This is a genomic window from Bacillota bacterium, from assembly GCA_013314855.1.
Taxonomy (GTDB): Bacteria; Bacillota; Clostridia; order Acetivibrionales; family DUMC01; genus Ch48.
This window is the reverse complement of record JABUEW010000123.1, coordinates 1-12,208: the sequence shown is the minus strand read 5'-3', so window position 1 is coordinate 12,208 and position 12,208 is coordinate 1. Positions and strand designations below refer to the sequence as shown.

At 44.7% G+C, this 12,208-nt stretch carries 12 protein-coding genes and 1 pseudogene; 3 read left to right on the top strand and 10 right to left on the bottom strand.

Features of this window, described 5'->3' with window-relative positions; all coding sequences use genetic code 11:
• Positions 1-160 precede the first annotated feature (160 nt).
• Complete coding sequence (locus tag HPY74_16850) at positions 161-565, bottom strand: sigma-70 family RNA polymerase sigma factor (protein ID NSW92308.1); 405 nt, start codon at positions 563-565, stop codon at positions 161-163.
• 319 nt (positions 566-884) lie between these two features.
• Entirely contained in the window at positions 885-1,430 is a 546-nt protein-coding gene (locus tag HPY74_16845) for a hypothetical protein (GenBank protein ID NSW92307.1), read from the bottom strand.
• Between the two features lie 148 nt (positions 1,431-1,578).
• Between HPY74_16845 and HPY74_16840 the strand changes: the two genes are divergently transcribed.
• The 3 genes from HPY74_16840 to HPY74_16830 all read left to right on the top strand — a co-directional run bounded on the left by HPY74_16840 (position 1,579) and on the right by HPY74_16830 (position 2,930).
• On the top strand, positions 1,579-2,028 hold the full coding sequence (locus tag HPY74_16840) for a helix-turn-helix domain-containing protein (GenBank protein ID NSW92306.1): 450 nt from the start codon (positions 1,579-1,581) through the stop codon (positions 2,026-2,028).
• Between the two features lie 16 nt (positions 2,029-2,044).
• Positions 2,045-2,554 carry an ImmA/IrrE family metallo-endopeptidase gene (locus tag HPY74_16835; protein NSW92305.1) on the top strand — a complete coding sequence of 170 codons (510 nt, stop codon included), beginning with the start codon at positions 2,045-2,047 and terminating at the stop codon, positions 2,552-2,554.
• A gap of 61 nt (positions 2,555-2,615) precedes the next feature.
• Positions 2,616-2,930, top strand: a complete 315-nt coding sequence (locus HPY74_16830; GenBank protein ID NSW92304.1) for a transposase — start codon at positions 2,616-2,618, stop codon at positions 2,928-2,930.
• Positions 2,931-3,154: 224 nt separating this feature from the next.
• Here the strand turns inward: HPY74_16830 and HPY74_16825 are convergent.
• The 8 genes and pseudogenes from HPY74_16825 to HPY74_16790 all read right to left on the bottom strand — a co-directional run bounded on the left by HPY74_16825 (position 3,155) and on the right by HPY74_16790 (position 11,970).
• Positions 3,155-3,250 (bottom strand): annotated as a pseudogene (locus HPY74_16825) (hypothetical protein).
• A gap of 285 nt (positions 3,251-3,535) precedes the next feature.
• Positions 3,536-4,000, bottom strand: coding sequence for a chemotaxis protein CheX (locus HPY74_16820; protein NSW92303.1), 465 nt, complete (start codon positions 3,998-4,000; stop codon positions 3,536-3,538).
• Positions 4,001-4,002: 2 nt separating this feature from the next.
• Positions 4,003-4,416 (bottom strand): hemerythrin family protein, encoded by a 414-nt coding sequence (locus tag HPY74_16815; protein NSW92302.1) that lies wholly within the window; start codon positions 4,414-4,416, stop codon positions 4,003-4,005.
• A 289-nt stretch (positions 4,417-4,705) separates the two neighbouring features.
• The gene (locus HPY74_16810; protein NSW92301.1) at positions 4,706-5,167 is read right to left on the bottom strand and encodes a methyl-accepting chemotaxis protein; all 462 of its coding nucleotides are present in this window, start codon (positions 5,165-5,167) and stop codon (positions 4,706-4,708) included.
• 221 nt (positions 5,168-5,388) lie between these two features.
• Complete coding sequence (locus HPY74_16805) at positions 5,389-7,050, bottom strand: diguanylate cyclase (GenBank protein NSW92300.1); 1,662 nt, start codon at positions 7,048-7,050, stop codon at positions 5,389-5,391.
• Positions 7,051-7,095: 45 nt separating this feature from the next.
• Positions 7,096-8,820 carry a methyl-accepting chemotaxis protein gene (locus HPY74_16800; protein NSW92299.1) on the bottom strand — a complete coding sequence of 575 codons (1,725 nt, stop codon included), beginning with the start codon at positions 8,818-8,820 and terminating at the stop codon, positions 7,096-7,098.
• A gap of 76 nt (positions 8,821-8,896) precedes the next feature.
• A complete protein-coding gene (locus HPY74_16795) occupies positions 8,897-11,455 on the bottom strand; it encodes a PAS domain S-box protein (protein ID NSW92298.1) in 2,559 nt (852 codons plus the stop codon).
• A gap of 59 nt (positions 11,456-11,514) precedes the next feature.
• On the bottom strand, positions 11,515-11,970 hold the full coding sequence (locus HPY74_16790) for a purine-binding chemotaxis protein CheW (GenBank protein ID NSW92297.1): 456 nt from the start codon (positions 11,968-11,970) through the stop codon (positions 11,515-11,517).
• Positions 11,971-12,208: the final 238 nt, after the last annotated feature.

The window sequence follows — 12,208 nt, the reverse complement described above, 5'->3', positions numbered from 1 at the left end:
CTGGAATAAAATGTTAAATTACATTGTGGTTTGGTTTTTGACCTTAATCTAGCGAAAAAAGAGTACATCTAAACGACTAACAATGTTTTACCTTTAACAAAAAAGCTAATTTTGCAAAAGGCTCAAGCCGAAAAAATGAAGGGGTGGACGAAAAAAATTTTTATTTTTCAATAATTTTTTTAAGTTTGCTGATAATGCTGTTTTTGCGAGACTGCAAAGTTGTTCTTGGCAGCTTCATTGAATCTGCAAGCTCTCTTTCGCTTTTGCCATTAAAGAACAGTTCGTTAATTATTAGCCGCTCATGCTCTGTCAATTGTGCAAGCGCCAGCATTAATTTCTCAAGCATGATTTTTTCAATAATAACGTCTTCAACAAGAAGTTGCTGATCACACATTTTCTGCTCGATAGGATAGTCCAGCTCGACTAGCTGGTCATAAGAAAGATTGTTCTTTATACTGATTTCCTCTATGTACCTTTCACGTCTTCTCATCTTGTAATAGGCGGTATATATTTCCTTGCTTACAGTAACAATTTCATTTTTCACTCTTATTTTGTATTCTTTCATCTTTCCTTCCCTCCGTTTTGCTTTGTTTGCGGGCCTTAGCAAAACAGAGAAAATCAAGGATACCGGATGTAGTACCAAAACAAACGCTTCACGGATGTCCCCTTTCCGGCAGCAAAAAAGGGCCGCACGGTTTTCCGTGCGACCCTTTTTTGCTGCCTATGTGCAATTTAGGGCGGGTTTCGGGGCATAAAAAAACCCTCGACTCATGGCTGTATAAGCCTGAATCGAGGGCTTTAAAGTATGCAGCTACCCATCATAATTATCGTAACACCCTGGCAGTTCGTATTCAGTACTTGTTATGTAGGTATTTTGTCCTTTATCAGTTCGTATTTAGTTCACATTCCGTTTGCCATATATCCCTTAGAGCAGGTATCACATATCCCCATATGGCAATGCCCATTAAATTAATAGCTTCCTTTTTTCTTTTATAAAAGGTTGTCCTCTCACAATTGAGAGATTCGATAATTTCCTTTTCCGAATACCTGTATTTTACAATGTACTGCTTGTAAAGGATATTAAAATACAAGTCCCCATAATCAGGATAATTCTTTATTTTTAACAATGCCTTGTCCACAATTTCAATAAGCCACTTGCTTTTCAATAATGAGCACAGCTTTTCTTCAAGGTCTTTCTTATTAATATTGGGGTCATAATCATCCAGGTAATCCAAGGCTTCAGCCAGACGATTGCCTCCCATGGCATAATACTCTGCTTCAATCTCGCATACCCTGTCTTCAATACACCAAACCACATCCCGGTATATTTTCAGCAACAATTTTGTTTTATGATATACCCTCTCTTCATCAATGCGCATGGAAGCTAATCCTCGTTTCAACACAACTAACGCCATTTTTTCAGTACTCATCTGTTTTCACCTCTGTTCAAAATTATTGACATATTTTTTGTTCTCTTGTATTATAATATGTGAACAATATTTTTGTCAATGATTTTGTTCTCTTTATGAATAATTAGTGAACAATATAGCCAAAATATTGCCGGAGGTGTTTTATCAAATGCAGTTAGGCGAAAAAATTAGATTATTACGCAAAAGGGCAGGCATTTCCCAGAAGGATTTTGCAGAGCAGCTCGGGATTACAAGGCGGGCTTTGGTTTATTATGAAAACGGACAGCGTTTTCCACGGGAGGCAGGACTTATTGATAAAATCGCCGGTTTCTTTAACGTATCTTCAGATTTCCTGACAGATGATAGCGAAAGCATTGCAATGACCAAGGAAGAAATATTTCTTGAGGAAGCTAAAGCAGAAGATAAGTTGAGAGGAAAAAGCGAAGCAAAAAAATTCATTGAAACTACAAAATGTTTATTTGCCGGAGGAGAATTATCAGAAGAAGATAAAGATGCGCTTTTTGAGGTATTAACCGAAATATACTTCGACTCAAAGAAAAAAGCCAAAAAGTATGGTGTACGTAAAAATAAAGGCAGCAAAAATACACCAACTGATTAGCTGCGGGGTGAAAAGTATGGAATTTATTTTGAGAGAAGCCGAGAGGTTGATCCAAAAGCATAAAACTCGAAACCCCTTTGAGATTGCCGATTGTCTTAATATTAATGTTCTCTACAGGCCGCTCGGCAAGCTTAAAGGGATTTACATATACACAAGGCGGAGCCGATATATTTGCATTAACAATGATTTGGACAGTCCTGCCAGACGATTGGTATGCGCTCACGAAATTGGCCATGACCGCTTCCACAGACACTTGGCCAAAATGAATCCCCAGGCCCAGGAGCTTATCAGCTATGATATGTCATCAAAGCCGGAAAGGGAAGCAAATGTTTTCGCTGCTGAAATCCTCTTGCCTGATGATGAGGTTATTAGACTGATAAATGACGCGGAAATGAATTTTTTCAGGGCCGCAAGGGAACTTTATGTACCACCGGAATTAATGGATTTCAAATTTCAGATATTGAAAAGCAGAGGCTACAGACTTGAAGCTCCATTAAATGCGACAGGAGATTTCCTGAAAAAATAGCATCCCTAAACATCACATGTTTTAAAAAAGATGTACGGGGTGCTTTTGCTTTGTTTATGCTATCGACAACTATTTTATAAGTAGCTCTAAATTATGTTCCTGGGCAAATTTGGCTCCACGCAATGATGAGAGTGCTAGCAAGGTAAAATCAAGAAATATTTTACACGGCCCATATATCAAAGCTATTTTGTGTCAAGTTGCTTGGGCAGCAGTACGCGTTAGACATAGTACATTTGCGGTGTGGTTTTGGTCACGTCAGAGCAGGTTGGGCAGAAAAAAAGCTATTATTGCTGTAGCGAGAAAGATTTTAACAGTGATATACACACAATTAAAATCTGGCGAGTTCTATGACTCAAATATTGCCTTAAAAGCATAGTCATTGCCACAGCAAATAATAGCCTAATAATTATTAACTCAACTTTCGCAGTTGACAAATTTTTAGGTTTATGTTGCATTAAGGCACAACCGATTTTTAGATATAGAACTCTCCGGCATTTTATAATACAAATTAGTTGACATACAAATTAGTTGTTCAACAAAAATTTGGCCTTTTTTATAGGCTTATTAGTTAGGTTATGGCCTTTTTTAGTCTTTTCTCTGATTAATTAGCCGAGATATTTCCTGGGTGGAGTTCTGCGACTGTTCCGCCAGCTTTCTGACTTCCTCTGCGACTACCGCAAACCCCCGTCCCTGCTCTCTGGTCCGCTACTTCGCCGCTTTTAACCTGTCGCTGTTTAAAGGCGTTTACTTTCCACTTTCTACTTTGACGGTCACGGATTTTTACCGGGGATTAGCCCGTAGTTTGGGAGAAGAACCCGCATTCCGCAATGTCGATTTGTTTGTCCAGATTCAGACGGCGATCCTGACTCTGTTTCAAAACAAGCGGATTACGCCAGCGATCGTTTTAATAAAAACATAACCGCAGGGACGGTCCTGTTGCTGATCAATAACCAAAAGCTTCATAATACAACAATACATCCCCTACGCTTTTTCTCTTAGCATTACACTTATCGCCATATCGCCGGCCTGGCAGGTTATAGGAATGAAAAGATATTTAGAAGAAGCCATAGATATGGACTTGTTGCCGCCAAGTATTATCTGCGGCGGGGCGATGTCGCAGTGATAATTGGCCTGGGCGAGGCGGCTCAAGGCATTGCCGCTGATTATGTTGCCAATTTCTCCCAAAGCCGACGCCACCAGGGTGTCAATCTCCGCAAATTCCATGCCTGCCATTGACTTGACTATCGCCAAAGCGGTGCTTTTGGGAAAGCAGTAGACCACCGACCCCTGCAGGGCGCCTATTACGCCAATGAGAACATTGGCGTCCTGGCCATCAACAAAGTCCTCCCTAAGCTCAATTTTTCTCTTTTCTATATCCATGCCCAACATCTGCTTAAAAACGTCCTGGGTAGCCGCCAGAAAAGGATTGATATACTCCGCCTTCATGCTTATTGTCCTCCCTTCCGCACGTATTGGCCGATTTTCTGGTCGGTCATGGCCACATGGTTAATAAGCCAAGTCATGAGCTTGCCGGCAAATTCCTGGGCAAATTCTTCGGTATAGCCTTTTTCGGCAAATTTCTGCGCGTACTTGTTGACCTCGAACTTAAACTCCTCATGAATTTTATGGTGTTGTTCATAGCCGGGATAATTTATTTCCCGCTGATATTCCTCTTCGTTCTGAAAATGCTCCACCACATAGCCCTGCATAAACGCCAAAGTATCTTTTACCTTGGCCAGTTTTTCCTCCCACTGCCCCGCGCCCTTAACCGCCCGGAGGAACTCCTCGACCCGCCGGAAAAGCTCCTGGTGCTGCTCGTCAATTTTGTCCACGCCGATACGGTACATCTCTTTCCACATCACTTTTATCCCCTCCCGAATGATCTAAATATTTCCTTTAATAATTTTTACTATAAATCTATAATCAAGTTTTATACGAAGCGTTTAATGCGAATCTCCCAAGCGCAGCTTTTAAGCCGGCGCCCGGGATCCTATGCTTATTGCTAGAACTTATCAACCTGGCCAGTTAACTTATTAGCAACGCCTAAAGTTTGCTGAGCGCATGCCGCAATCACTTCCGTCGACGCGGAAAGTTCTACGGCCGAGGCGGCCATTTGTTCGGCGGTCGCGTCAGCCGCCTCCGCCAGCGCGCTTACGTCTTGCACGCGGCTGAACAGCGCGACTCTTCGGCGAGTTTACGCACTTCTTCAGCCACTACGGCCAGCTCCGGGTCGGTCTTGGACTTCTCTAGAAGATTCTCCTGCTTAAGCACATAATCGATTTCTTTATTGGCAATTATTTTGCCGCTGTTGTCGTTGGCGAACGCGTAACTGGTTTGGGCAAATTTTATCTGTCCCAAAATTTGGCTGAACTTCGTGCCATTCATCACGGCGGTGACTATGCCGGTATTCTCGCCAGTGGCGTAATGACGCACCGGAGCGACAAAGACAAAAATAAGCGAATTATCAAGTTTACTGATAATAGTGCTTGAAACATTAGCCTCGCCCGCCATCGCCCGCCGGAAATACTTCCGGTCGGCCTGATAGGAGGTCGTGCCGTTATGGTACACGGCGTTGCCAGCTTTATCGATAATCCCTATTCGCTGTATGCCCAAACTTTTTCGCTTGTTCTAAGTCCCGCTGCAAAAATTCAGTTTTTCGGCCAAATATGACCTTTCTCACCTCAACTTATGGTTTCAATACAAACATCACCTCGATCAACAATTCTACTCGGATACACTCAACCAACATCCCAAACATCTGCTCATCAAATTTCCGCACATCATCCATTCCCCGCAGTGCCTTTGGCTATACACAGAGGCACTGATTCCTATAGCTATTCACATTGATTCATATACCGCACGCAATTCCTGCCGGCAGCCTTTGCCTCATACATCATGTTGTCCGCCTTATTCACCAATGAATCAACACTATCACCCGGACAATAACCGGCAACTCCGAAACTGGCAGTCACACGACCCACGCCCTGTATATCCATCCGGCTTAAACTTTCCCGCAATTCTTCCGCTAAACGGGCCGCATTTTCCACCGGTGTATCCGGCAACAGCAGGACAAATTCCTCCCCGCCCCAGCGGGCAAATATGTCTATTTTGCGGATCCTGTTCTTAACTAATTCTGCCATGCTTTTAAGAACCTCGTCACCAGCGTTATGGCCAAAACGGTCATTGATGCGCTTAAACCGGTCTATGTCCAGCATGATCAGGGAAAACTTATTTCCGTTCCGCTTGGCGCGCTCTATTTCTTCTTCCAGTTTTTGCATAAAAAATCGGCGGTTATAGCAGTTTGTCAAGCAATCAGTAACAGATAGACAGCGCAATTCCTTTTCCATTCTCTTGTGTTTGGTAACATCTGTAGCATAATGAAGGTAGACATCCTCTCCCAACGGGATCCACCATGTATCCCATATGTTGCCTGCCAGCTCCACTTCGCTGTTTATCGGTTCATTTCTGTCCAAGGCTTCGTCTCCGCGGCAGAAATAGCATTTCGTGCCGGGCAGTGGTGAGCCGTTTTTTTCAAATACCTCCCTGTATTCATCCGGCAGGTTTCCCCCGCCAAGGACTCTTTCCCAGCAATAATCACCGACTTTTGACCCAAATAATGACGCCGCCGCTTTATTCTGCGCCAGAATACGGCGCTCCCTTGATACCAGCCAGGCCGGACTGGGAATGCCCTGCAGCATCAGGCGACACAGCTCCTCTTTGCGCCTTTTTTCCTCTTCCAATTGTTTTATTTCGGTCAGGTCAGCCACCAGTGCCATGCATAATTTTTCTCCCCCATAATCGAAAAGCTGTAAATTTATTTCCACAGGATACAGGGAACCGTCCTTCCGGCGGTGCACTGTTTTAAATAAGACCTGCTCCTGTTCCCCGCTGACCAGAGGGACAAGGAGTTCCCTGAAACTCTGCAGGTCAAGTTCGGGCTTGAGGTCAAGGGGTGTCATGGTGTTCAGTTCTTCGATTGTATATCCCAGGTTTTTTCTGGCAGCGCGGTTTACAGCCACGAATTTTAAAGCTTTAGGATGAAAAATATATAGTTCATTCAGGGAGTTTTCAAAAAGCCGCTCAAACATTCCGGCATGGGTATTTGCTTCATGAAGTTTCAAAGCCATTTCCACTGTGGATAGCAAGGCAGCTTTATCCGTATCTTTTAACACGAACCCATAAGCCTTAACCTTTTTTATTTTATCAATAATTTCCCCGGATGTGTTGGCGGTAAGAAATACAACGGGAATATCCCGGGATTTCATTATCCTGCGGGCCGCATCTATTCCGTCCATTTCCCCCGCCAATTCGATATCCATGAGAACCAGGTCCGGCGGAAAGCCGCCGCTTATCTTATGCACCGCTTCTTCTCCTGTAGCGACGGTTTCCACCTCATAGCCGTTGCTAAGCAAAAACTCCGCTGCGACCATGGCAGTTAAGCGGTTGTCTTCCACCAGCAGTATTTTCTTCTTTTTAGCAGATATATTTTCAAGCATTTCTTACCACCTTAAATTATCCCTTTACTTTAAATCAAGCGCACATTATACTTTAAACCTCGCCACAAGGGAACTGAGCTTCTCTGCCATTTCCGCCTGGGCCTGGGCGGTTTTGGCCACCCCTTCCAGGGCTTTTGCTGTTTCTGTAGCATTGTTGGCAATTTCCTGGGAAGAGGCTGTGGCTTCTTCAATGGCTGCTGCCACTCCTTCCATGGCCGTATTGACCTCACTGATGGACGCAGCAATCCGGGAAGCTGCGGCAGCAAATTCTTCGGTAAGGGTTTTGACAAACCGCGCGTCTTCCGCATACTGCTCGCCTGTTTTTTCCAGCATATCATAATCAGGAGCCACTTTGTCATCGATGAATTTCAGGATTTCCCCGGCATTAGTGGTAAGCTTGTCCACAGCCGTTTTTACCTGCTCTATTACCTGCTGGATGTTCCCTGCCGTCTGGGCCGAATGTTCTGCGAGTTTCCGGACTTCCTCCGCCACCACGGCAAAGCCCCGGCCCTGGTCGCCGGCCCGGGCAGCTTCAATGGCGGCATTGAGGGCCAAAAGATTGGTCTGGCCGGCTATTTCGGAGATTACATCTGTCATTTTGGCTATTTCTTCGACAATTTTCGCTTCCTCGATAGCTTTCTTGATTTCCTGCTGTTTTACGTTATAGATGCTTTGTGCTGTCAGTTTGGAGGTTTGGGCTGTTTCCTTCATCTGTTCTGCTCTTTTTTCGATTTCCTGCACCTTTGCCTTGCCGTCTCCGGCCCTTGCTTCAAGCTGTCTTGCCCCATTCCCGATTTCTGTGCTGGATGCTGTCACTTCTTCCACAGAAGCACTTGTTTCTTCCATTCCGGCAGCGATCTGCTCTACCGAGGCATTGACGTTTTGTCCCTGGGCGCTGACTTCTTCCACTGTGGCGGAGAGTTCCTGGCTGGCTGCGCTGGTTTCGGCAACAGAGGCAGCCACTTCTTTTAACAAAGCGCGTATTTTTTCATTCATTTCGGCAAAGGCATGGGCCAACTGCCCCATTTCATCCCGACGGCGCAGGAAGCTTTCCGGCACTTCCCGGGTAAAGTCGCCGCCGGCCATGATACGGGCGTGTTCAACCGCGGCTTTGACAGGATTTGTAATGGAGTTAGCAATGAAAAACCCCAAAACTACAGACAGTATAAAAGCCGCCGAAAGGAAAGCAATTGTGGCCGTTGTTGCTTGGTTTGCCGTATTTGTGTTATTTCCCGCAGTTTCTTTAGCTGCGGCAACTTTTATCTCCATCATCCTTCTATAGGTTTTTTCCATATCAGCCCTGATTTTTTCAGCCTCACCGTACATGAGGAGGCGTGCCTCTTCCCGCCTGTTTTCCTTGGCCAGGCGTATCACATCCTTCATGATGGCATCGTATTTTTCTTTATGATGAAACAGCTCTTCTGTCAGTTTCCTGCCTTCCTCAGTAAACAAGGTTTTTTCATAGCTTTTCAGGTTTTTGGAAAATTCCTCGTTTCTTTGGGCTATTCTATTTTCATAGTCACTTATTTTGGCAGGGTCATCTGTCAGCAGAATGTCCTTCACATTCGCCCGCATCCTTTGATATGATTCTACAATAATTGCCATTTCACCTAAAGGGACTGTCATGGTTTCGTAAAGTTTGGTGTCCAGATTGTCAATTTTTCTGATGTTGTACACTCCGAAGATGCCTAAAGCTAAGGCAATAAAGGCAACGACTAAAAAACCACTGATAAGTTTGGTGCGTATTTTTAAGTTGTTATACCAATTCACGGGGATACCTCCTTATTTCTTAATTATTATTTTTATTTTTAAAACATTAAAATTTATTTTCAAGACGTTTTGTCTCTTATCTTATGGCTACCAAAAACATTTCCACCATCCGTGGATCAAACTGGGTCCCTGCATTTCTCTTTATCTCCGCCATGGCTTCCTCCTTGCTCAGTGCTTTGCGGTAAGGCCGGTCGCTGGTCATGGCGTCATAGGCGTCTGCCACAGCCAGAATACGGCAGAGTAAAGGTATCTCTTCTCCTTTTAAACCCTGTGGATAGCCTTGTCCGTCCCAGCGCTCATGGTGGCACAGGATGTATTCAGCTACAGGCGCAAGTTCCGGGGTATTTTGAGCAATGCGGCAGCCGATTTCGGGATGTTTTTTCATTTCCTCCCAGTCTTCCGCTGTCAAAGGCCCGGGCTTTTGCAAGACGTTTTCCTTAATACCCACTTTGCCGATGTCGTGCAGCACAGCTAATAGAACCAATTCGTCCAGGTCTTTAGCAGAAAGCCTCATTTCTCTGCCTATTGTAAGGCAGTAGATTTTCAAACGTTCGGCATGTTCCTCCGTTTCCGCGCTTTTAGCAAACAGGGTGGCAAGGAGGGTATTGATAATGGCGCTACGGTAACTTTTGCCCTCCATTAATTTCCTGTGGTACATCCATTTTTCGGCTTCTTTGAGAGTTTCCTTAAGGCTTTCTGAGTCTTGTGTCTTCACTGCATAACCCATGGCTATGCTCAGCTGCACCTTCCCGTCGCTTACTTGCAAACACCTGTTTTTGATCCTTTCAATGATTTCCTCTGCAGTTTTGGCAGAGGTCCGTGGCAGCAGGATGAGGAATTCGTCCCCGCCCCAGCGGGCGATGATGTCTTCTTTCCGGAAGCTTTCCTTTAATATCTCTGCCGCTTTTTTCAGGAGCTTGTCCCCCTCTTCGTGGCCGAAGACATCGTTAGCCAGTTTCAGCCCGTTGACATCGGCCATGATTAGCGCCAGTGGCAGTTCCCGGGACATTTCCAGCCTTTTTATCTGTTCTTCCATGAACCGCCGGTTATAAAGGCCGGTCAGTGAATCATGGTAGCTTAAATAGAGGATTTTTTCCTGCTGAGCTTTCTCCTGCGTAACATCTCGGAAAACCATGACCACTCCGAAGGTTTGTCCTTTCTCGTCTTTGATGGGTGCAGCACTGTCGGCTATTGGTATCTTACGCCCGTCTTTGGCGATTAAGGCAGTATGGTTGGCCAAGCCGATGATTTTCCCTGTTTCTAAAACTTTGGCTACAGGATCTTCCACCTTTTTACCCGTATCTTCACTGATCAGCTCGAAAACCTGGGCAAAGGGACTGCCTTTTGCTTCTTCTTCACTCCAGCCCGTTATTTCTTCCGCCGCCCTGTTTAAGGCCGTTATCTTGCCTGCCTGGTCGGTGGTGACCACTCCGTCGCCAATGGAAAGGAGGGTGGTTCTAAGCAGTTCTTTTTCCCGGTATAGTTCTTCTTTGTACTTTTCTCGGTCGGTGACGTCGAAAATAATGGAAAAAAGCAATTTTTTCCGGCTATGGGTTATGGGGCAGGAATAAACGTCAACCAGCCTGATTTCCCCGCTCTTCAAGCGGTGCGGGAAAACAAAATATCTCTGTTTTTCCTTAAAGGCCAACAGGCGACACTTTTCGACCTCTTCTTTAGGGAGCATATTGATGTCCTGGATGCACATACTCAGGATTTCTTCCCTGGTATAACCGTAATAGGCGCAGGCGGCTGGGTTGGCATCAACGATTCTGCCGGATATTGGCTCGACCAGGAGCATGACGGCGGTATGTCCGTTGAACATGGCCTGCAGGCGATGTAACAGCTCTTCTCTTTCCTTTTCTGCCTTTTTCTGCAAGGTAATGTCCTTTCGGGAGCCCACTAGGTATTTTACTTTCCCATTTTCCAGCACAGGCGTCAGGGCCGTTAGCCAGGTCCTTTCTCCGGCCGGAAAAGGCAGTGTTTCTTCATAAGTTATGGGCACTTTGGCCTCCACGCATCTTTGATAACCGGCCTTGACAATTGCGCCGATTTCTTCCCCCGCTGCTTCAAAAGGAGTTTTATCTTTTATATCCTCCAGGCTATACCCTGTCAATTCCTGGTGGGCGGCGTTATTCCTGATGTAGCGGAATTCACCGTTTTCCACCCTGACGAGGAACATGGCATCCTGGGTACCGTTGAACACTGTTTCCAGTTCTGTAGTCAATTCCCTGATTCTCTGCTCCTGTTCCTCCAGGGTTTTTATCCGTTCCATTTCTGAAGTGATTTCCTGGAAAATAGTAATAAAATGCCCTTTTTGCGGAGCAAAAGCGGTTATTTTGTACCAGCGTCCCAGGGGCTCCGCGTATTGGGTAAATTCCCGCCTTTCACCGCATAACACCGCTTTGCCGTAAAAGTCTACCCAGTCAAAACCGCTGTTTCTGATACCGGGCAAGATATCCGTCACCCTTTTCCCAAGGATGGCTTCCCTTTTTAACCCGGTCATTTCTTCAAAGGCAGGATTGACATCAAGAAAGATATAGTCTTCCGGAAGCCCTTCTGCATTGTAAACTAATTTGTGGTAGGCATAGCCGAAGGGCGCCTGCCGTATAATTTCCTGTAATATATTTTCTTCCATCCTGTCCCTCCTTCCTGATCTGAAAATTGTTAATACCAGATAATTTCATGCCCTGGTTTTCAGCCTGCAATTTTTCCGGTCTTCACTTCTTGGCCTTCCGCCAGTACGGCAGCAGGTTCCAAAAGAATAATGATCTTCTCTCCCTTTTTTGCTAAACCGGCAATGTATTTGCGTTCACAACCGGCAGTTATTTCCTGGGGCGGTTCTATTTGACCGTCACCGATTTTTGTTACCTGGGTTACTGCATCGACTAAAAGTCCTGCTTTTCTTTCAAAAAGGTTAACTACAATAATCCTGCTTTCACCTGTAACCTCACTGCTCCCCAGGCTAAATCTTTTTCTGAGGTTGATTACAGGGATGATGTTTCCCCGCAGATTAATTATGCCTTGCATATATGAAGGCATATTGGGAATTCTTGTCGGCGCTTCATACCTTGTGATTTCCTGAATATTTAAAATGTCAATGCCGTAGTATTCGCCGTCCAGTACAAAAACAACATATTGTTTCTCTGACATTTTTCTTTTCCCCCTTTCTTCATTTTGGATATTGAATTTTATGTCACTTATTTCAGATTTCAGATAATTGCTTGTTCAAATTATTCAGGCTAATTAAAGTAAAAATAAAAGGGCCTATTTTACGCAGCTGTTCATAACATATTTTTCCAGCTGATAAAAAATAGACCCTTCTATTATTCATATTTGCAAAGCAAATAATTGATTCCCATTTTTTTGAAATTAATACAGGTATTACCCC

What these genes read in the sequence shown, in the direction of transcription:
- HPY74_16850 (NSW92308.1), bottom strand. Translation starts at nt 565, where the DNA reads ATGAAAGAATACAAAATAAGAGTGAAAAATGAAATTGTTACTGTAAGC.
- HPY74_16845 (NSW92307.1), bottom strand. Translation starts at nt 1,430, where the DNA reads ATGAGTACTGAAAAAATGGCGTTAGTTGTGTTGAAACGAGGATTAGCT.
- HPY74_16840 (NSW92306.1), top strand. Translation starts at nt 1,579, where the DNA reads ATGCAGTTAGGCGAAAAAATTAGATTATTACGCAAAAGGGCAGGCATT.
- HPY74_16835 (NSW92305.1), top strand. Translation starts at nt 2,045, where the DNA reads ATGGAATTTATTTTGAGAGAAGCCGAGAGGTTGATCCAAAAGCATAAA.
- HPY74_16820 (NSW92303.1), bottom strand. Translation starts at nt 4,000, where the DNA reads ATGAAGGCGGAGTATATCAATCCTTTTCTGGCGGCTACCCAGGACGTT.
- HPY74_16805 (NSW92300.1), bottom strand. Translation starts at nt 7,050, where the DNA reads ATGCTTGAAAATATATCTGCTAAAAAGAAGAAAATACTGCTGGTGGAA.
- HPY74_16795 (NSW92298.1), bottom strand. Translation starts at nt 11,455, where the DNA reads ATGGAAGAAAATATATTACAGGAAATTATACGGCAGGCGCCCTTCGGC.
- HPY74_16790 (NSW92297.1), bottom strand. Translation starts at nt 11,970, where the DNA reads ATGTCAGAGAAACAATATGTTGTTTTTGTACTGGACGGCGAATACTAC.